The organism is Arthrobacter sp. M2012083 (assembly GCF_000281065.1).
Lineage (GTDB): Bacteria > Actinomycetota > Actinomycetes > Actinomycetales > Micrococcaceae > Arthrobacter.
The window spans coordinates 175,276-194,964 of record NZ_AKKK01000062.1 but is presented as its reverse complement, the minus strand read 5'-3'; the positions used below and the strand labels follow the sequence as shown (position 1 = coordinate 194,964).

The window sequence follows — 19,689 nt, the reverse complement described above, 5'->3', positions numbered from 1 at the left end:
CTCAGTTTCCGCTTTGTGGAATTTAGATTCTGCTTTATGAAAAGTTTAGGGAAGGTGGGGGTGGGAGTCAAGGGGGTGGGTGGCGAGGTGGGGGTTTGGGATACCAGGAGTATGGGGTGGGTCGACGCTGGGCTGGCCTTCGATGGAGGTCTTCTGCCTCGGAGCTGCCGCCACTGTTAGATAGTTGAGGTCCTTCAGAAGTGGCAGATCCTCACCGAGCAGGTGACGTTCAGATAGCGCGAATCGACGTGACATGACGGGCTGCGCGCGGTCATAAGACTGGTGGTCAACTGAAGCGACACAGCGATAAGACACGCAACGAGGAGGGCCGAAGAATTGGGCTGCACGTGACAGGGCCGCCCGCCTGAAGCTCGAAGTCTGCAGAACCAGCACAGCCTTGATGTCGGTCTACGACTAGAGCAACCTGAACCTAAATAGTCGACTCTAAAGCGCCGGTCCCCAAAGGGGGTGCCGATGCGTGCAATCGAAAATGGCTGCTCGGCTCAACTTATCGTCGAAAGATAGGTGTGGTTGTCGTTGGCGGGCAACCCACGTTGTCATTATTTGGATTCGCCGAGGTTGAACACTCCTTGCGCAGCATTCTCGCTGCTTTCCTGAGACTGCACAGGAAAGCGCGGTTTTGCTGCACGCGGAATCTCTGGCCACTGCGTTCCGTGGCTGGCCATCGCATCTTTGGAGATCAGTGGCGAAGCCATAACCTTTGCCAGAAGTTCGGCCTGCATCTTGTTGAGTGCTATTAGTCGCGTGAGGACCGACAGCAGATCAATGAGCTCGCTTGTCCAAGTCGGATCCCAAGTCTCCACGAACTCAGAGTCAAGCGGGGAAAGCTTCAGGCCGCCGGGATTTTTCTTACGTGAACTGAACCATGCAGAGACGATGCGTTTTCCGCCCACTGTAAAATCCCAGACTTCCGGAGATACCGGACCGAAACTTCCGTCCCCAACTTTGACTTCGCCTGTAGCCAGATCGAAGGAGATGCTTTCTGGCATAGAAGTGATGGCGGACGTTGCAGTGATGCGACGGGGGTCGCCTGCGTCAAACCGGATGGCTCCCTTCGACCGAGTGTTCGAAGTGAAGCTACTTCCGTATGTCTGGGCCCAAATCACTTCTTGTCCCAATTGCACGGCGGTTCTCCACAGCGACTGATCAGCTGTGAATGGGACTCTGACACCTGGTGTCTGTAGTTCATCCGAGAATGTAGCTGTGTAGGCTGCATGGGACGTCAGTGCCGCCACGTAGGGGACGACGTCCGCTTCGTTGACCTGAGTGTCGAGAATTGTTGTAAGAGATTTGGCCAGCCCAGGCGCAATATTTGCCGTGCCGTCCGGGTGGAGTGCGGGGAGAACCCGCCCGCCTTCCGACCCCTTGAAATGGTCGTAGTCGGGAACCAATGCTGAAAAAACGATGCCAGGGCCGGGTTTGAGAACCTTTGTGTGCAGTTCGACGGCGAATGCTTGCCCGTCCAACCTCGCTGCCCATAGGGCAGCTGCAGATCTGTGAATAGCCCGATTGTCGGGAATGATCCACTGCCTATCGAATGCTCGGTACCCGATCTGAACCGGTTCTGTCGGCACGGGATCGGTCTCCTGAGCAAGTGGCAAGGTCGACTTTGAAGTGTCACTCCCCGGGAGGACGGGAAACGACTTATTTAGGCGCGGTTCACTGCCTTCTTTGAACAGCTTCGGTTTCTCCGGAGCTGGGGCAGCGATGAGTTTCGCCCATCGCTTCTTCAGAATCTCAGCGGCGGGAGCGTAGATCCATGTCCGTGTAGCAAAGATGCCGGGGGAATACCAAGGAAGAATGTCGTCCAAGGCCGGATGGTCATCCCACCCGTTTAAGGCCGCAGGTGTGAATGGTGCGGTCCATGTCGACCGAGCCGTCCGCCATTCGGGACTGTCTAAAGTGAGTTCGGAGAGCGCTTTGAACTTGTCGGTCTGCTTGCCTTTTAGAGCTATGTGTCGGATAACCGCAGGCTTGGACCTCTCGGACTGAGGCTTGCGGACGAAGATACCGATGCAGAGGGGCTGGCGCACACCTGGAAAGACTCGCGTTGGTATGTCGGGAGTCTGTCCCTCCGGCGTAAGGTCGATGATCCATCCGTCAGAGGCCTGCTCCCGGAGATACTTACGCATGGCCGTAAAGGGGCGGCCGGCAACGTATCCAGATGTTGAAATGAAACAAACAATACCGGCGTCCCCGCTGAGATGGTCGACGGTGGACTCCCACGTTTTCCAAGTCGCCCAGCGCCAGAAGTAGATATAAAGATTTTTTAGCTTAGCTTTGTAACGGGACATATCGACGGAGAAAAAGTCTTCAAGGATCGCACGACTGCGCTTCTTCTTCTTTTCGCCGTCATGAGCCGGGCTTCCCGACTCAACCCATCCGCCCTGACCCGCGGCGAGTTCTTTGTAAGGCGGATTCCCGATGACCACTGTGACATTGGTTCCGGACTTCACCCTGTTGGCATCGCGCCTAGCCTTCGCGAGAAGGTTAAGGCCCGAACCCAACTGCGTCTCTTCGGCAAGGGGATCGTCGAGTGTGTCAGTAACGAAGAGCTTTAGTCCGTCTTTTGGGGTCTTGGCTCCGTACAACGCAAGAAGGTCGTGCGCGCGGAGTTCGGCGACCGCGTACGGGCCCATTTGAATTTCGAAGCCGACTATCCTCTCCGCTGCTTGGCTAACAGCGCCTGGAACCGACCCGGGCCCCTCGGCTTCTTCTGCCGCCTTCGCAACACGCTCCAAAATGGTGTGGAGGAATGTGCCAGTTCCCATTGCCGGATCGACGGTCAGAACTTGAGGATCACGAAAACCGGTGGCCTTCCCCAGATGACTTACAAGCACTTCCTCAGTCAGCCGCGTCATTTCGTCAACGACCTCGCGGGGTGTGTAGTAGGAGCCTGAAGCCTTTCGCAGGTCCTTGTCGTAGAGCTCCAGGAAATTCTCGTAAAGATGCAGATAGGTGTCGCGCCTCCCTTTGCGGACGCGGGGCCAGTCGACGGCGCCGATGACGCGGACTAGGAGATCGAGCGTTACTTTGAAATCGGCGGCGACGTCGTCCGTGAGCAGTTGCAGCGCCTTGCCCATGAGTGAATGCTCCGCTCCGAGCAGCTTACCCACGGTGTGTAGGGAACTGCCTTCGAGGTCGATGCCCTCCGTCCGTGCGAGGAGGAGCCCAAAAGTAACCGATTGAGCATATCCATCGGCGAATGTTTCGCTATCGGCGTTCGGAAAGAGGAGCGCCCGCCAATCCTGGGCTAGACCCAGGAACGGCTGCGCATCCTTATCGCCACCTTCGCGAATTTTGCGGCCCTCAGAATCGAGCTGGTCCAAAACTTCTCCGCGGAGGACGCGGGTCAAAGGGGCTACTGCTCGGACCAGCGCAGCAACACTAGTGATGGGGGCAGGCTTCCATTTGAGGAAGTCGACTAGCAGCGCTTCGAGAGTAGCCGGTGCCGACAGGGCACTGCCAGCTTCCTCTAGTGGCCCTCCACTGAGAGAAATGGGACCCGCAAGGAGTTCGCTATCGCGATAGAGTCGCCAGTCGGTACCGTTGGTGTAAAGCAGGTTCGGTAGGTCACGCTGACGTTCCCACTGTTTCTTGTCGTGGCCAGTGAACTCAGTAGGATTGATACTCTTCCCTGGTGCCTTGACCTCGACATAACCCGTGATGGCGCCGTTGACCGAAACTCCGTAGTCAGGGCGGACATGCCTCTCCACATCGCGAACTTCGTCATGAAAGACCGTCTTGAGTCCGAACGCGGCCCCGTAGGCGCCGAGGAGGGTTTCTAGAGGTGTTCGGATCGCGGCCTCTCGGTCACCAGGCCCGGCGAGCTTGGCCTTGCAAGCTTCGCCGAAAGCCGAGATAGCTGGATCTGTCAGTGCTGCGATTGAACTCATTTTTGGCTCCCGTAAACTTCGTATAGATAGAGCCTAGTCGGAATTCATTTGCTGAAAGTTTAAAGGCCCATTTGATCTCGTCGAATTGATCCGAGGGGATTCAGAGTCGCCCTCGTGCTACCTAGCTGTGATAATGCGTCGATTCCTTCTCGTATGACTCGGTGCTAACGGCGTGGACTTTCGGGTCTCCCCGAGACTGAGACCCAACCTTGAATGCCGTTTCAACCCCGAACGGGATTCGCCAACGGCAACGATTACGCGTGATCACGTCTATCCTCGCAGTGCCACGGAGACGTTGCTACGCGCGAGGGCCCGCCCGTCGATGCGCTCGAATCGGGAAAGATCATTGTGAATTTCCGCTGCCGCTCTGAGAAGATCGCGGATGCGGAGCCTAGGCACTTTGTAGTACTGGTATACAAAATTCGGTGCAAAGTGGTTGAATTCGTTACGACCTGCTGAGATGGCTGCTGGCAGCGAGGGAAAGACAAACAACTCAGGCATGGAACGAGCGAGCACACTACGCTGTTCACGGAGCAGGGGTCCCGGACCCTGCAGCTCGGGTTTGACAAAGATGACTGCCCTGCGGAACTGGTCACCCTGCAGCTGCCATCCCGCCCACAGGTCAACTCCGCGAAGGCGTATATGTTCGAAGCAGCTAACTAGGGCTGCCGACCGCGTCATCCCATGCTCGATGTGTGTCCATGCCAGACTCGTTTCCTTGCGCTCGATTTCGTGTGCTATGCGCTGAGCACGTGCTTTCTGCAGCGCTGCGTACATCTGCGAGCTGCCCACAGCGTGCATTGTCGACTCCGGGAGCCAGACCTCTTCCTGTTCCGAGGCCACGTCGACCGCGGACACCAATTGCTGCAGGTCAGCGATCAACGCTGCATACTGCCGCATCGTCTCTACCTCATACGACGATTCAAGCGGAAGCGAGGACTCGATCCTGCGAGCCAGCTCTCCATAGCTAAGGTATTGCCAGTCGGACTGCGTTTCAGGGCCTTCATGGAGTTGTCGCCGTGGGGGCGCCGACACCGCGAGCAGACAGTATGCCGGCGGCGAACCAGGCCAAGCCGAGGCGAGCTTCGCATACTTATTTAGTTGCAATTGGTCGGGGATTGCGAAGACCTTGTTCTCGATTACCAGTGGTGCCCGGTCCGGCCACTGCAGTATCAAATCCATGTTCTGTCGCTCACGTTCGACGAGACGCTTACGCCCCACTCCCGGCGCGCTGAACGGCTTAAATACGGCATCAGCGGCGTCAGGCATCTCCTCGAAGAACCAAGCTAGGAGGTTGGTGTGGAAGAGTTCGCGCTGCCCATGCATGAGGCGTCCAAGAACATTTCTTTCGATGCGTGCAGCGATGTCGGCGAAGTCCATTACCCATTCATATCTGTCAGCACCGACATTGTCATGAGTGATGCACCAGACCGCTTCGCTAAGCGGGTCGGAGGAGTGGCTGAGGGGACATGCGGCGTCGATTTGTTCTCACCGTGACCTCAGCGGAGACGAGACGGTAGTTCAGAGTGTGGTGGCCGCGCAGGTTGAAAGTGTTAGTAGTTGATGGACGCTTACGCTCGTAGGGCGCCGGTAGCCAGGCATGTAACGATGCGTGAAGCAGAATTTTTTGCAGCAACTCGGACCGTCTCCGCGAGGTGCACGGCCGACGACCATTCGAAAGTCAGCGGAAGAGTTTCGACGCCATCGATGACGGTAGGTTGCACGTCTGCCGCGGTCAGCACTTTCTGGGCTTCCTCGCTCATGTTCAGGACCTCACTCAAGTCCTGATGGGCATTGACGAGCCGGGTCAGCCCCTCCTCTATCAAAGGTAACGAAAGGGTCGAGTCGGCCGACGCCCACTCATCAACTTGTCTGTCTAGAGAAGCGTGCCCAGCCCACTTGTTTCGCATGTATCGGACGTACTTCAACGGTATCTGGGTATCCGGATTTATACTCCTCGATATTTCATCCAGCAGTGATATTGCAGTTTTCGCTTCTTCCTCCTGAGAGTTCGCCAGCGCCAACCTGAGCACCAGTATGGTGTTCGGAAGTGATTTAGTGCGGGGTGACTGGTCGTTGATAGAGGCGATGTTGAGGACGGCCACCCGCATTAGGTCTTTGCTAATCATCGTCGTAGTCAGTGAAATAGATTCGGGTAACTTTTTCTCAAGTTCTCGGATCGCGGAACGGAAGGCTTTGGCAAAGTAATACGTTCGAACTGCGTCAAGAATAAGCACTTGCCTGGAATGATTTAGGCGTTCGCACACGGGTAAAGCTTGAACAAGCTTTCCTAAGCTTGTGTTACCGATCGGGTCGCCCTTAGGGGCGGGCAGCTGATCAATATTGAACTCTGACTCGAAGTGATCTATGCGCATACTAAAATTGTATCCGTCTTTGGATGCCAAGGTGCGGGTCGCAACATCAGGAAATTATGGCTGGATCTATATCTGTCGCCTTACACAGCCGTTCGAAGTGTTCGTGGTCTGCAGATTTCATAAATTCCATGCACCGGCGGATTTGCCCATGGACTACGCGACCGTCCAGCACATCTACGCTTTCATTCCCTTCGCCGTGAGAGTATCTGTTGCAGAAGTCGTATACGTCACGGTAGGGGTTAGAAACCGGGTTTCCCATTAAGTCGCCAAGCCGCTGGTCGAAGTTTCCAAGATGAGGAGCCTTATAACTTGTGAATACCTCCAAAACGCGGCGCGCTGCGTTGGGCAACAGGAATAGTTGATCGTGGTCGGTACCGTCAGCAACTCCGCTCATCACTTTGCTGAACAGGTAAGCGTACTCCGTCGTGTGCTTTGAAAGCATGGGAGGAAGCGGTGCTATTTTGGTGCGGCGTCCCCCGTTGTCGTTTGACGCATACATTTCAAGGAAGGAGGCCTTTGGGAAACGCTCTTCGTCGGCATTACCCTCCCGAATTTTCTTGCGTGAGTTGTCCCAAGCGTTCTTCTGCGACTTGAGAAAGAGGCGGAGAAGGCCAAAATCATGGGTGAGCACGATGAACTGGCCAAAGCCATTGAGCGTGTCCACCAGCCACTGATGAGTCGCAAAAAGGGCCTCCCGGTCAAGTGAACTGGATGGGTCATCTATTACGACGATGCGCGCGGATTTATCACCGCTAACGGTTTCATCCTCCAGTTTGCGGAGGAAGTAGAGCAACGAAAGTGTTGTGCGTTCCCCATCGCTTAGATGGGTAGCAGGGTCATCCCCGCGACGACATGCATAGGATTTTCCGTCATCTGTCACTGCAACGCTCAAATGGTCTTTCCCGTAGACACGAGCTAGATCAGTGGTGAGGGTCTTGGCCATCTGACTATTGGAGAACTTCTGTTGGCGGAGGGCCAGGAGGGTACGCTGTGCCAGGTCAGCGCCATCATTTGCCGCTTTCGCCTCCGCCTGCGCGGTTCGAGTTTGCTCCTCAAGACTGCGGAAGGCGTCACTGCGGGAACCGACTATATGGTCAAGAACCGTCTCATAACGAGCTTCCGCTACGAGAAGATGTTCGTCGGCCTGTTTGTTGTGTTCTTCCACGGCCTGTTGAAGCGGGGCCACTGTGTAGTTCTCGTTAAGAGCGGCCCAGTCGGGTTCTGGCAGTGTGATACTCGGGTCGTCCGCCTTGGCGTGCAACGCACTCTCGATGTCCTCGAGAACTTTGAGTCGTACTGCTACGGCATCCTTGACCATGTGGAGATGTGTAACAAACGCGTCTCGTAGCTCACTGGATACTTCCAACGGGTCTGGGAGGTTGCTGAACCAATCCGAAAGACTGCCCCTTGCCTGCTGGATCGATTGCAGGAGCGAGTGCGCACGCTCGCGGATGATTAGCCAGCTTTGGTCGAAGTGCTTAGCGAGTTCCTCCCGGCGCTCGTCTGTGAGTGGGTTCGAGCAGAAAAGACACACATCCAATTGCTCATGGAGCTTTAAGCCGTGTTCAACCCAGGTCTGCCTGCCATTGTCCGTCGCGAGCATTTCAAGGGCGACGCGTGTCGGAGTCTCTGAGAGTAAAGGACCGAGGCGGTCCAGAGTGGCCGAGATGACTTTAGGCGGTTCTGTGATGGTCCCGACTCGGACTGCGGCACCCTCACCTAGGCGTTTGAGGGCCTCGGCGTGCCTATTTTCATCGGGAAACTCTCCTTTGTAGTCACGGAGCTTTCCCTCAATTACGGGCAGGGAGAAACGATTCTTGGTGAAGCGTTGGTAGTCGAACTCGCGCAATTGATCGGCAATGGCGTTTTGCGCTGCGGTTGCCAGCTTTTTGGCCTTGGCCTGCTGCTCCTGACGCTTCCTATCGGACTCCTTGGCTTTGGCACGCAGGTTCTCGACTTGTTTAGACAGTTCCTCTTCTTGTTCCTTGGCCTCAATGGCCTCCTCGCCCAGCGTCACGATGGGGGAGGCTGTGGCACCGTCGAGGAACTGAGACAAGTTCCTACGAACCCACTCCTTGGTGAAGACAGCAATGGCGGAGGATGGTGCGCCTTGCCCGACTCTCACAGTGTGGCTCTGGCCGTGTTCGTCTTCCCACAACACCTCGGTGGAAGCATCGTCTGAAGCGATCTCAAGAAGAAGGGATGCGAATGACGACTTGCCACTGCCATTGTGGCCATAGATGACTGAGCGCCTGGCCAAAGGCAAGGTGTTCGACCAGAACCCCTTGCTTAGGGAGCGATAGGAGTGGGTCGGTTCGAGACGGCGAAGCATGGAATCACTGTAACGAGAGGTAGTCGCACATCCGCGCCTTGCCTCGGCGCGTCCTGGCTTAGGCTCGCCGCATTCTCCGATGGATCGACGAGGGTTACTGCCACGTCAACTGCGTTCGTCTCACTCTGACCTGTGGTGCGCATTCATCCTTGATTTGGCTGCTCCAGCTATGCTGAGGCACGGAGGTGACATGGTGGCAATGATCATCGTCACTGCTCGCGGAAGGATAATTGAATGGCTCGGCCGACAGTGCAGGACGTCGCCAAGACGGCGGGTGTGTCCGTGGGGACTGTGTCGCGCGTCTTGAACGGGAGCCCGGCTGCCAGCGAGGCGGCCAAGGAGAAGGTCAACGCCGCAATCCGGGAGCTTAGCTACCGACCGCTAGCCTCGGCAAGGGATCTCCGAAGAGACCGAACCATGCGCGTCCTCGCCCTCGCTAAGAACCTTGACTCGCTCGTGATCAGTGAAGTCTTCCGCGGTGTCGGCGACGCTGCAGCAGACTCCGGCTACGTCAGCCTCGTCGCAGCGACCGACGGGGACTTGGATCGCGAACAACAGCTTGTGGACATGCTGCGCAACGGCTCTGTGGATGGGTTAGTGATCTTCTCACCGACCATGCCGGACGACGAGGTCAACACTGTCGCCGATCAATTGAGCGTCATCCAGGTGTGTGAAATCGTCGACGCCGAAGCAGCTTTTGGGGTGTCCATCGACGACCGCCAAGCCGCCTACGACATCACCAAACACCTGATCGACACGGGCGCCAAGAAGCTGGCCATGCTTGCGCACAGGGGTGCCCGCTCCGGCCGGCTGCGCGAGGAAGGATTCCGCCAGTCCCTCACGGAAGCGGGCTTGGAGCCGGACCAGATCCTGTTCGGCGAAGGCAACTTCGGTTTCCACTCGGGCAGAGCACTCACGAAGAAACTCCTGGAACAGAAAGACCTCCCCGAAGCCGTTTTCTGCGGGACCGATGTCGTTGCCGCGGGCTGCGTCCGCGAGCTCACCGACGCAGGCCTAAAGGTCCCGGACGACATCGCCGTGGCAGGTTTCGATGACTCTGCCCAAGCAGAAATGTGCGTCCCAGAGCTAACGACGGTCAGACAGCCGGCTTACGAGATGGGCCGCGTAGCCTTTGCTGAACTTCTGGAACGCATGACAATCCCAGGCGCACACCGCAAGGGCAGAACCTTCCTCCCCCACGAACTCGTCATCCGAGACTCCACGAAATAAAGAGGGTTGACAGCCCGCAATGGCCCCTGTCACACTATTTTGGAATCGATTCCACGGCCACAAGGCCGATTCTTTTGAACACATTTGGAATCGATTCCACCGAACAAAAGAACAACCGGCAACGAAGCCACCCTCAGCACGCGGGACAGCCAAACGCGCACTGAACGCCACCGCCCACAGACACCAAAGGAGCCACTTGTGGACTTGAACCGACCTGCTCTCCCGCTCCAAAACAAAGCCGCAACAAACCGCAAGGCCCTAGCCGCAACCGCAATAGCAGCAGCCCTCCTCCTCAGCGCGTGCGGCGGGGGAGCCGCGCCCCAAGGTGCGGAACAAGCGGCAGCTGCCGATCCGGCGTCGGGCGCTAATGCCAGCGGTGCCGTGAACATCTGCGGCGTGAAGGACGCGAGCGGCATCTACAAGGGCACGGCAGAGGCGTTCACCAAGGCGAACGGCAAGGTCACGGCCAAGTACACCGAGATCGGCGCCACCACGGACGAGGCCCGCACGCAGATCGTGCAGCGGCTCGAGGGCAAGTCGACGGAGTGCGACCTCTTCGTCACGGACGTCATCTGGACCTCCGAGTTCGCCTCCCAGGGCTGGCTGCTGGACCAGACCAAGCTGGTGGAAGCCAACAAGGACCGGCTCATTCCCTCCACTGTGGAAACCACTAAGTACCAGGACAAGTACTGGGGTTCGCCGTTCTTCACCAACGCCGGACTGATCTACTACCAAAAGGACAAGGTAGCCAAGCCCGAGACCTGGCAGCAGCTATACGCGGAAGCGGCCAAGGCTCCCGGCAACGGCTACGTCTACCAAGGCAAGCAGTACGAAGGCCTCACGGTGAACTTCCTCGAAATGCTCTACAGCGCAGGCGGCGAAGTCCTCAACGACCAAGGCGACGTCACAATCGACTCCAAGGAAACCCGCGACGTCCTGAACTTCATGAGCGACGGGCTCAAGAACGGCTCAGCTGACCGCGCCGTCCTCACCTACAACGAAGACCCGGCCCGCCTCGCCTACGAGTCCGGCGACTTCGGATACCAGCGCAACTGGCCGCACGTGTATCGGCTGTTGAACGCGACACCGCTGGCGTCGAGCTTTGACGTCGCGCCGTTGCCGGCATGGGAAGGCGGCAAGGCCTCCGGCGTGCTGGGCGGCTGGAACCTCGCGATCTCGGCCCACTCCACCAACCAAGCCGGGGCTGTCGCGTTCATCGACTTCGCCACCACCCCGGACTGGCAGAAGCACGTGGCCATGGATTACTCGCAGGCCCCGGTCAACGAGGCTGCCTACTCTGACCCCTCGGTGCTCCAGAAGATGCCGTTCGCCACCGAACTCCTCGCCTCGGTGAAGGGCGCCAAACCGCGGCCGATCTCCCCGGTCTACCCGCAGATCAGTCAGGCGATCTACAAGAACGTCTACGCCGTCCTCTCCGGCACCGCCTCCACCGAGGAAGCCGTGCAGAAGATGGCCGAGGAAATCACCGCCGCCAAGGCGAGCTTCTAGCCATGGCACTCAAAACAATCCCGGCAAGCCGCGGCCCAGCGAAGACAAGCGGCCGCGACCGGGCCGAGCGGAAACTCGCGTTCCGCATGACCGCGCCGTCGCTGGTCATCATGGCGCTGGTTGCGGCGGTCCCCATCGGCTACGCGATCTGGCTCTCGCTGAACCAGTACAGCGTCCGCACCGCCGGCCTGTCCCGGTTCGTCGGCCTGGAAAACTACATCAACGCCCTCGCAAGCCAAGAGTGGTGGGCTGCGTTTGGCCAGACTTTCCTCTTTGCAGGCCTCTCGGTCAGCCTGGAACTCATCCTCGGCACGGCCATGGCGCTCCTGCTCAACCTCGCGTTCAAGGGCCGCGCCGTCCTGCGCACGGTGGTTCTGCTGCCGTACGCGATCATCACCGTGGTCAGCGCCATTACCTGGCAAACAATGTTCCAGCCCAACATGGGGCTGGTCACCAACGTCCTCTCCGCGCTGGGACTGCCGGGCGGCGACGTCGTCTGGCTCGGTGAGCACGGCTACGCGATGGCCGTGATCGTCATGGCCGACGTCTGGAAGACCACGCCCTTTGCGGCGCTGATCATCCTGGCCGGCCTGCAGGTCATCTCCGCCGAAACGTACGAGGCCGCAGAACTCGACGGTGCCAGCAAATGGCAGACCTTCGTCAATATCACCCTGCCGTTGCTGCGCCCGGCGATCGTCCTCGCCGCGATCTTCCGCACCATGGATGCCCTCCGCGTCTTCGACCTGCCGTTCGTCCTCACCCGCGGCGCCAACGGCACCGAGTCCATGTCCATGCTGGCTTACACACAGCTACGCGAAAACCGGCTGGTGGGCGAAGGCTCGGCGTTGTCCATCCTGACCTTCCTCACCGTCATGGTGGTCTCGGTCATCTATGTCCGCTTCGCCGGCGGCAACATCCGCGACGTCGCGAAGGAGGAACAATGAGCACGCTGACTGCAGAACGCCCGACGGCGGCACCCACCACGCGCCCGAAGGCGCCGAAGCGTCGCTTGCGTGGGGAATCGAAACTGCATCCCTTGGTGTGGGTGTTCGTCATTGCCGTGATGGGTTTCTCGCTCATTCCGTTCTACTGGCTGGTCAACACGTCCCTGAAGAAGGGCGCGAGCCTTTCCCAGGGCGAGCTCTTCCCGAGCCAGCCGACGCTCGAAAACTATCTGGTGGTCTTTCAGAACCCCGAGTTCCTCCTGGCCTTGCGCAACTCGGTGATTATCGCCGTCGTGACTACAACCGTGGCGCTGGTTTTCGCGTCCTTCGCCGCCTATGCGTTGGCCCGGCTGAAGATGCGCCGCAAGGCGATGATCCTGACGCTGATCCTCTCGGTCACCACGTTCCCGGCCATCGCCATCGCGGCGCCGATGTTCTCCATCTGGCGCGAAATCGGCCTGTACGACACTTTGCTCGGCCTCATCATCCCGAAGCTGACATTCGCGTTGCCGCTGGCGATCTACACGCTGACGTCGTTCTTCAAGGAGATCCCGCGAGAGCTGGAGGAATCCGCGTACATGGACGGCGCCACACCGTTCGTCGCTTTCCGCAAGGTGATTTTGCCGCTGGCGGTCCCCGGCTTGGCGACGACGGCGATCCTGGTGTTCATCTCGGTCTGGAACGAATTCCTCCTGGCCGTCACTCTGACCACGTCACCGGAATCCCGTCCCGTCCCGGTGGCCATTGCGTTCTTCAGCGGCACCAGCGAGTTCGACCAACCCCTGGGCACCATCAGCGCCGCATCGGTGATCATCACCATTCCATTGGTCATCCTGGTGCTCCTGTGCCAGAAGCGCATCGTGTCAGGCATGACGGCCGGCGCCGTCAAGGGCTAGTCCTTTTTCAACCCCAAACCTAGTAACCCCAGAAAGAACAGGAACAACGTGAGCATTCAGCAGCAGGCCCCGTCCACAACCCTCAAAGTGGGAGTTGTGGGCATCGGTTGGGCCGGCCAGCAGCACCTCAAGGCGTACAGCAATATCGACGGCGTCGAAATTGTCGCCGTCGCGGGCATGGAAGCCGACCTTCTCGCCCAGCTGAAGGAGGAATACAGCATTCCCCACGCCTTCGCCCGCTGGGAAGACATGATCGAGCTCGAAGGCCTCGACGCCGTCAGCGTCGCCGTGCCGACGTTCCTGCACGCGCCGATCGCCATTGCGTCCTTGGAGCGAGGCCTGCATGTGCTGAGCGAAAAGCCGTTGGCGCGCAACGCCGTCGAGGGTCAACAGATGGTGGACGCCGCCCGTGAGGCCGGCAGGGTTCTGGACGTCGCGTTCAACCACCGCCGCCGCGGCGACATCCAGGCGCTGAAGGAAGTGATCGACGCCGGAACGCTGGGACGTCCGTACTACGCCAAGGCATCCTGGCTCCGGCGCCAAGGCATTCCGATGCTGGGCAGCTGGTTCACCAACCCGGAACTCGCCGGTGGCGGTCCGCTTGCTGACATCGGCGTGCACGTCCTGGACTACTCGCTGCACCTCTTGGGCGAACCCAAGGTGCGGGCCGTCTCTGCGTCCACCCACTCCGAACTTGGCCCGCGCGGTCTCGGCGGCAACGCCCGCTACACAGCCTCCAACTCCAGCCATAAGTTTGAAGTGGAAGACTTCGCCTCCGCGTTCATCCGGCTGGAAGGCGGCGGGACCCTGATCCTGGAAGCGGGATGGGCCACGTACCGCGACGAACGGGACCTGATGGACTTCACCGTTTACGGGACCGACGGCGGAGCGGACTTGCGCTCGGTGGGCGCCTCCGAGAACCCAGTGGCGGACGTCCACGTCTTCACCGAGAAGGACGGCGAGAACGCCGACTTCGAGGTGGTGGCCGAACCCGGGCGAGCCCACCAGGCCGTCGTCGACGATTTCATTGCCGCCGTGCGCGGTGGCGAGACTGTATGGGGAAGCCACGACGGGTCCCTTGCCCTCAGCCGCGCCCTGGTGCTTGATGCCTGCTACAAATCCGCCCTCGAACAACGTGAAGTGGTGCTCTGAAATGTCTGATTCAAAATTGAAGATTGTCGTCTGGAACGAGGCCGTCCACGAGGCCCGCAACGAGCCTGCGACCATCGGCGACATGTACCCCGAAGGAATCCACGGTGCCATCGCGGCCGGGCTCCGCGGCTTCTACCCGGACTCGGAAATCTCGACAGCCACTCTGGCGGATCCGGAGCATGGGCTGTCCGAGGAAGTCCTGGAGCAGACGGACGTGCTGCTCTGGTGGGGCCATATTGCGCATGGGGACGTTGCTGATGAGGTGGTGGAGCGCGTGCAGCGCCACGTGCTCGGCGGCATGGGATTGGTGGTGCTGCACTCGGGGCACTTCGCCAAGATCTTCACCCGATTGTTGGGGACCACCTGCTCCCTGAAGTGGCGCAACGAAGGTGAGCGCGAGCTCGTGTGGACGGTCAAGCCTTCGCACCCGATCGCGGCTGGCATTGAGAGCCCGATTGTCATTCCGCAGCAGGAAATGTACGGGGAACTGTTCGACATCCCCGAACCCGATGACCTGATCTTCATCAGCTCGTTTGCCGGGGGAGAGGTGTTCCGCTCCGGCGTGACGTTCTCGCGCGGCAAGGGCCGGATCTTCTACTTCAGCCCGGGCGACCAGGAATACCCGGTGTACCACCAGCCGCAGATCCAGAAGGTCATCGCCAACGGGGTGGGTTGGGTGGCCCAGCCCGGTGTTTTCCGGGAGGCGCCCGAAGTCTCCAACCCAGCACGTGGGTGGTTCGAGGGAGCGTAGGCCGTGAGGGCTTCCGCCTCCTAGTCCTCTGTTCCACACTGGTCTTAGCCGGTTCCGCTGAGCGGTAAATCGGTCCTTGGGGACTGCCGAATCGAGGAAGGCTATGCGGAAAGCGCGTGTGGCGGCCGTGCTGACCTGGATCTACGCTGCGGCGTTCGGGATTCCAGCAATCCCCGTCAGCATCTTCCTCCTCCAAAACGGGTACCTGCCGATGTTCATGGACCTCTTCCCTATGTACGCGGGTCCATGGGATGGCTTGCGAAGCTGGGCCTTTGTGGCGCTGCTCATGGTGTTCCTCGCCGTAGTCCTGGCAGCGTCGTGGGCGGCTTGGCTGGCATGGAGGGGGCGGAGGTCCGGGCTGGTTCTTGGGCTGGCCCTTCTCCCAGCGGAAGCAGTGTTCTGGGTGGGCTTCGACCTACCGTTTCCTTGGTTGTTCGGTGTGGCGCGTGGCTTGCTGTATGCCTTCGCCTTGATGTCCCTGCGTCAACGTCCGAAGGGGCGGCTGGCTGACGACACCAAGGGCTAATGCGGACGCCGCTTTGTCAATCCCGGTGGTCCGATGCGGTCGCGCGTTGCACCTCTGCCGGATGTCCACATTATGGGATTTTTTTGCTCAAAATATGGACGCATCATTTACCCTGCACTGTATGGACAGCCGAATTACTCAAGAGGATCTTCCACCCTTTGTTGATGTCGCGTGGCTCAAGGCGCATCAAAATAGCGTTGTCACCGCTGATGTTCGCTGGTACCTCGACGGCGCCTCGGGCCGTGCAGCGTACGACGGCGGGCATCTTCCAGGTGCGGTGTTCGTGGACCTGGACGTATGGCTATCGGGCAATTCGGGACCACGCGGGCTGAACCCGCTTCCCGACCCTGAAGTGTTCGCGCATGGAATGTCCTCCCTGGGAATCGGCGACAACACGACCGTCGTTGCCTATGACGACGCGGGCGGCGTCATCGCCGCGCGGCTCGTGTGGATGCTGCGTGCGCTCGGGCATCGGGCGGCGCTGCTCGACGGTGGGATTTCCGCATGGACGGGACCGCTGGAGACGACGCCTGTGAAGCCGACGCCCGCGAACCTCACGGCGTCTCCGTGGCCCGACGCCGGTCTCGCCCAACTTGAGGACATCACGGCAGGGGCTGCCGGGATCATCATCGACGCCCGCAATGCCGACCGCTTCGACGGAAGCCTCCAGCTGCCAACCGATCCCCAAGCCGGACATATCCCCGGCGCAGTGAACGTCCCGTGCCGTGGGAACCTCACCCCCGACGGACGCCTTCGCCCGATCGCCGAGCTCCGACGAGAGTTTGCCAGGGTTGGGGTCGAAGACGCGACTGCCGTCATCTCCTACTGTGGCTCAGGCGTCACGGCCTGCCACAACCTTCTCGCTCTGGAGCATGCAGGACTCGGCCAGGGCCGTCTCTACGCCGGCGGGTGGTCGGAGTACGGAGCCGAGCCTCATCGCCGAGCCGAGCTGGGCTGACGACCGAGCAATGATGCCCCCATTTTGAAGAGTGGAGACCTTTTCAGTCTGGCCGGGTGAAGGATCCTCGAGCAGAGCGTATACGCGCTTGAGGTCGGCAACAGGCTTTCAGGCTGGCCAAAGTACCCGAGTTCTCGATGCGAAGGCATAGGCTCGAACAATGAATGAAGCCCTGAAGCTGCAGCGGCATGAGGACCTCAGCATGAAGGAACTGGCCGCGCTGGAAGAGCTTTTCGACAGCGAGTACCTGAGCGATTACGGCTGTTGGAATCCCGAGGCGCCGTATGGCTACTCGCCGGCGGATTTCCATGTACTGGCGTTCCAAGGGTCAGTGCTGGCGGCGCATGTGGGCTTTCAGCGTCGTGTGATCTTGGTAGGAACCGACGAGATCTTGGTGGCTGGCACGGGAGGCGTGCTGGTCCATCAACGCTTTCGCGGTACTGGTCTCGGCGGACGAGTTATGCGGCACGCACAAAAGGCGATGCGTGAGGAAGCCGAAACCGACTTCGGTTTCCTCGGATGCCGGATGGAGGTGGTCCCTTTCTATGAGTCGGCGGGATGGGTTCAGGTGCACGCCACGGAACGGTGCTTGTCCCCCTCGGACCAGACATCGGTCATCGTGTCACAGGGAGCGCCAACGCTCATCTGCTCGTCGACTCGCGATGCGAGTGAGTGGCCGAACGGTGACATTGATCTTCGAGGTACACCTTGGTGACGTCGCACTTCAAAGTGCAGGTGCCCACGGGAGGATCCCACCACCGGCGCTGCTGTGCCGTGAAACCACCAAGGACGCCGCCACGAGGATCCGGCCGGCACCCCCTTCTACCGGAAGAGAACGTAGAAAACGATCACTAGTCCGGGAAAGAGCGCCTGGCCGATGGCGCTGGCCAGCAGGCGCTTCTCTGTGACCCACAGCCAGAAACCAAGGAAGACGTGGCATGCGCAGCAGAAGATGACTATCGCCGACCCACTGGCGGGAGCGCCCGAGAAGTTCACCAGCCACAGACCTACGGCTATTCCAAGCCCAAAGGTGATGTTGTAGGCGCCAACGTTCATCGCCCACATCCGCACTGCCCGCACGTCGTCAGGTCGGATCAGGAAAATCCGGTGGAAACGTTGATCGCCATGGAAGAAGATCTCCAGGATGCCAACGCTTATCAGCGCAAGGCCGGTGGATCCCGCGAGTATCTGGCTCAGCAAATTCATGCCGTGCTCCTAGCCCATCCCATCCTGCAATCTTCGCTTCTTTGCGTGCAGGTTACGCTTCAGGCGCGAAGTCCTTCAAGGGGCGGACGGCAAACGTGGTCATCTACCCATGCCCACCCGCCTCCAACCCCGCCCCTACAGCTTCAACAAACGCGTCCGTCTCCGCTGACCGTCGGCTCTTCAGCCACAGCGCCGACGTCCGCCAAGCCAACGGGTCACCAACCAGCGGCCGCCACACAATTCCCGAAGGCAGCGGCGTCCAGGGCTCCTCGTTGAAGTGCACTCCACGACCAGCCATGATCAGCCCGTGTGTGAAGTGCTGGTTCCTGGCATGAACAATCGCGGCTGGCAAATAGCCAGCGTCCCGGCACGTATGCAGGAACGAGTCGTACAAGGTCGGCGCCATGTGCCGCGGGAAGATGATCAACGGATTCCCGGCCAGGTCACCCAGCGGCACAGAAGACAAAGAAGCCAGCGGATGAGAAGCATTCAGCACCACTCCGAGCGCCCGTGAATACAAAGGCCCCGATTCAAAACCCACGCTGCTCAACGGGTGACGGACAACCGCGACGTCCAGTTCGCCGTCGCGCAGTCGCTCAACTTGCTCAACGGTGGTGAGCTCGTGCAGGTTCAGCAGAACGTCAGGCGCAAGCGAGCTAAACGAAGACACCATCGTGGACAGGGCAACGGGGTTCGTATCCGGCGGCACCGCTACCTGCAAAATACCGGAAGCGCCGGGCCGGATCCGCCGCATCGATTCCTGTGCCATGGCCACGTGATCCAGAACCCCGCGCGCATGCTCCAGCAGCAGAGCCCCGGCCTCGGATAGCTCCACACCCGTGCGCCGCCGATGAAAGAGCAGCACCCCGAGCTCTTTCTCCAGGTCCTTGATCCGCTGCGAAAGCGGCGGCTGGGCCATGTGCAGACGCTGAGCCGCGCGGCCGAAATGCAGCTCCTCGGAGAGCACCACAAAGTACTTGAGATGGTGGAGGTCCATCGCCGCACCATATCAGTTTGGTATCAAGGCGAGTAGATATTGATGTTAGACGGGTCACATTCACTGATGGTCAGATTGGACACAAGTAGCCCCACAAACCAAAGGAAAACTCCCCAATGTCCCAAGACGTCCTCTTCGAACAGACCGGCCCCACCGCCATCATCACCCTCAACCGCCCGGACAAACTCAACGCCTGGACCGAGGCCATGCGCAGCGAACTCATCCACTACTTGGAGGGCCTCAAGGGCAACAACGAAGTGCGCACGGTCATCCTCACCGGCAGCGGCCGCGCGTTCTGCGCCGGGCAGGACCTGGCCGAGACCGCGTCCATGAACCCCGAGGATCACGAATCCGCCGAGGCCTGGATCGACGGCTTCGATCGCCTCTACCGCGCCGTCCGCAACCTCGACCAGATCACCATCGCAGCCGTCAATGGCGTCGCCGCCGGCTCCGGCTTCCAGTACTCGCTCCTCGCGGACCTCCGCGTCGGCGACTCCAAAGTCCGCATGGGCCAGCCCGAAGTCCTCTCCGGCATCCCCAGCATCACGGGCATATGGGCCATGTGGAGCATCCTCGGTAAGTCCAAGACCTCCCAGTTCGTCCTTACCGGCGAGCTGGTGGATGCGGCCGAGGCTCAGCGGCTCGGCCTCCTTAACTACGTGGCGGACGACGGCGGCGTGCTGGCTTACGCCAAGGACCTCGCCGCACGCCTGAGCCTCCTTCCTCCGGGTGCGGTCCGTCTGACCAAGAACCGCCTGCGCAGCCTCGAAGACGACGACCTCACCGATGCCATGGCTGAAGCCAAGCGCGTGCACCGCGAGGCCTACGGCACCGGCGAGCCCCAGCGCGAAATGGCCCGTTTCCTCGCCGGCCGCCGCTAAGAAGACGGGACACCA

The 19,689-nt window shown here is 59.9% G+C and carries 16 protein-coding genes; 10 read left to right on the top strand and 6 right to left on the bottom strand.

Features of this window, described 5'->3' with window-relative positions; translation table 11 throughout:
- Positions 1-560: 560 nt before the first annotated feature.
- From A477_RS0120475 to A477_RS0120460, 4 genes are all read right to left on the bottom strand, one after another.
- Entirely contained in the window at positions 561-3,917 is a 3,357-nt protein-coding gene (locus A477_RS0120475; protein ID WP_017200718.1) for a type ISP restriction/modification enzyme, read from the bottom strand.
- A gap of 270 nt (positions 3,918-4,187) precedes the next feature.
- On the bottom strand, positions 4,188-5,297 hold the full coding sequence (locus A477_RS0120470) for a PDDEXK-like family protein (protein ID WP_017200717.1): 1,110 nt from the start codon (positions 5,295-5,297) through the stop codon (positions 4,188-4,190).
- 191 nt (positions 5,298-5,488) lie between these two features.
- Entirely contained in the window at positions 5,489-6,292 is an 804-nt protein-coding gene (locus A477_RS0120465; protein ID WP_017200716.1) for a hypothetical protein, read from the bottom strand.
- A 46-nt stretch (positions 6,293-6,338) separates the two neighbouring features.
- The gene (locus tag A477_RS0120460; RefSeq protein ID WP_017200715.1) at positions 6,339-8,624 is read right to left on the bottom strand and encodes an AAA family ATPase; all 2,286 of its coding nucleotides are present in this window, start codon (positions 8,622-8,624) and stop codon (positions 6,339-6,341) included.
- Positions 8,625-8,858: 234 nt separating this feature from the next.
- On the opposite strand from A477_RS0120460, the gene A477_RS0120455 reads away from it, so the two are divergent.
- The 9 genes from A477_RS0120455 (at position 8,859) to A477_RS0120415 (ending at position 17,305) form a co-directional block, all read left to right on the top strand.
- Entirely contained in the window at positions 8,859-9,854 is a 996-nt protein-coding gene (locus A477_RS0120455) for a LacI family DNA-binding transcriptional regulator (RefSeq protein WP_017200714.1), read from the top strand.
- Positions 9,855-10,052: 198 nt separating this feature from the next.
- Positions 10,053-11,363 carry an ABC transporter substrate-binding protein gene (locus A477_RS0120450; RefSeq protein WP_017200713.1) on the top strand — a complete coding sequence of 437 codons (1,311 nt, stop codon included), beginning with the start codon at positions 10,053-10,055 and terminating at the stop codon, positions 11,361-11,363.
- 2 nt (positions 11,364-11,365) lie between these two features.
- Entirely contained in the window at positions 11,366-12,307 is a 942-nt protein-coding gene (locus tag A477_RS0120445) for a carbohydrate ABC transporter permease (protein ID WP_017200712.1), read from the top strand.
- The gene (locus tag A477_RS0120440) at positions 12,304-13,203 is read left to right on the top strand and encodes a carbohydrate ABC transporter permease (protein WP_017200711.1); all 900 of its coding nucleotides are present in this window, start codon (positions 12,304-12,306) and stop codon (positions 13,201-13,203) included. The genes A477_RS0120445 and A477_RS0120440 overlap by 4 nt, the downstream gene beginning before the upstream one ends.
- A gap of 48 nt (positions 13,204-13,251) precedes the next feature.
- Positions 13,252-14,355, top strand: coding sequence for a Gfo/Idh/MocA family protein (locus A477_RS0120435; RefSeq protein WP_017200710.1), 1,104 nt, complete (start codon positions 13,252-13,254; stop codon positions 14,353-14,355).
- A 1-nt stretch (position 14,356) separates the two neighbouring features.
- Positions 14,357-15,106 carry a ThuA domain-containing protein gene (locus A477_RS0120430; RefSeq protein ID WP_017200709.1) on the top strand — a complete coding sequence of 250 codons (750 nt, stop codon included), beginning with the start codon at positions 14,357-14,359 and terminating at the stop codon, positions 15,104-15,106.
- A gap of 103 nt (positions 15,107-15,209) precedes the next feature.
- Positions 15,210-15,632 (top strand): hypothetical protein, encoded by a 423-nt coding sequence (locus A477_RS0120425; RefSeq protein WP_017200708.1) that lies wholly within the window; start codon positions 15,210-15,212, stop codon positions 15,630-15,632.
- Positions 15,633-15,753: 121 nt separating this feature from the next.
- Entirely contained in the window at positions 15,754-16,590 is an 837-nt protein-coding gene (locus A477_RS22630; protein ID WP_017200707.1) for a sulfurtransferase, read from the top strand.
- 160 nt (positions 16,591-16,750) lie between these two features.
- Positions 16,751-17,305, top strand: a complete 555-nt coding sequence (locus A477_RS0120415) for a GNAT family N-acetyltransferase (protein WP_017200706.1) — start codon at positions 16,751-16,753, stop codon at positions 17,303-17,305.
- Between the two features lie 107 nt (positions 17,306-17,412).
- Here A477_RS0120415 and A477_RS0120410 read toward each other — a convergent pair whose 3' ends face one another.
- Complete coding sequence (locus A477_RS0120410) at positions 17,413-17,796, bottom strand: DUF1304 family protein (protein ID WP_017200705.1); 384 nt, start codon at positions 17,794-17,796, stop codon at positions 17,413-17,415.
- A gap of 103 nt (positions 17,797-17,899) precedes the next feature.
- Complete coding sequence (locus A477_RS0120405; RefSeq protein WP_017200704.1) at positions 17,900-18,793, bottom strand: LysR family transcriptional regulator; 894 nt, start codon at positions 18,791-18,793, stop codon at positions 17,900-17,902.
- A gap of 116 nt (positions 18,794-18,909) precedes the next feature.
- On the opposite strand from A477_RS0120405, the gene A477_RS0120400 reads away from it, so the two are divergent.
- Positions 18,910-19,674, top strand: coding sequence for an enoyl-CoA hydratase/isomerase family protein (locus tag A477_RS0120400; protein ID WP_017200703.1), 765 nt, complete (start codon positions 18,910-18,912; stop codon positions 19,672-19,674).
- Positions 19,675-19,689: the final 15 nt, after the last annotated feature.

What these genes read in the sequence shown, in the direction of transcription:
- A477_RS0120475 (WP_017200718.1), bottom strand. Translation starts at nt 3,917, where the DNA reads ATGAGTTCAATCGCAGCACTGACAGATCCAGCTATCTCGGCTTTCGGC.
- A477_RS0120470 (WP_017200717.1), bottom strand. Translation starts at nt 5,297, where the DNA reads ATGGACTTCGCCGACATCGCTGCACGCATCGAAAGAAATGTTCTTGGA.
- A477_RS0120465 (WP_017200716.1), bottom strand. Translation starts at nt 6,292, where the DNA reads ATGCGCATAGATCACTTCGAGTCAGAGTTCAATATTGATCAGCTGCCC.
- A477_RS0120460 (WP_017200715.1), bottom strand. Translation starts at nt 8,624, where the DNA reads ATGCTTCGCCGTCTCGAACCGACCCACTCCTATCGCTCCCTAAGCAAG.
- A477_RS0120455 (WP_017200714.1), top strand. Translation starts at nt 8,859, where the DNA reads ATGGCTCGGCCGACAGTGCAGGACGTCGCCAAGACGGCGGGTGTGTCC.
- A477_RS0120445 (WP_017200712.1), top strand. Translation starts at nt 11,366, where the DNA reads ATGGCACTCAAAACAATCCCGGCAAGCCGCGGCCCAGCGAAGACAAGC.
- A477_RS0120440 (WP_017200711.1), top strand. Translation starts at nt 12,304, where the DNA reads ATGAGCACGCTGACTGCAGAACGCCCGACGGCGGCACCCACCACGCGC.
- A477_RS0120430 (WP_017200709.1), top strand. Translation starts at nt 14,357, where the DNA reads ATGTCTGATTCAAAATTGAAGATTGTCGTCTGGAACGAGGCCGTCCAC.
- A477_RS0120425 (WP_017200708.1), top strand. Translation starts at nt 15,210, where the DNA reads ATGCGGAAAGCGCGTGTGGCGGCCGTGCTGACCTGGATCTACGCTGCG.
- A477_RS22630 (WP_017200707.1), top strand. Translation starts at nt 15,754, where the DNA reads ATGGACAGCCGAATTACTCAAGAGGATCTTCCACCCTTTGTTGATGTC.
- A477_RS0120415 (WP_017200706.1), top strand. Translation starts at nt 16,751, where the DNA reads ATGAATGAAGCCCTGAAGCTGCAGCGGCATGAGGACCTCAGCATGAAG.
- A477_RS0120410 (WP_017200705.1), bottom strand. Translation starts at nt 17,796, where the DNA reads ATGAATTTGCTGAGCCAGATACTCGCGGGATCCACCGGCCTTGCGCTG.
- A477_RS0120405 (WP_017200704.1), bottom strand. Translation starts at nt 18,793, where the DNA reads ATGGACCTCCACCATCTCAAGTACTTTGTGGTGCTCTCCGAGGAGCTG.
- A477_RS0120400 (WP_017200703.1), top strand. Translation starts at nt 18,910, where the DNA reads ATGTCCCAAGACGTCCTCTTCGAACAGACCGGCCCCACCGCCATCATC.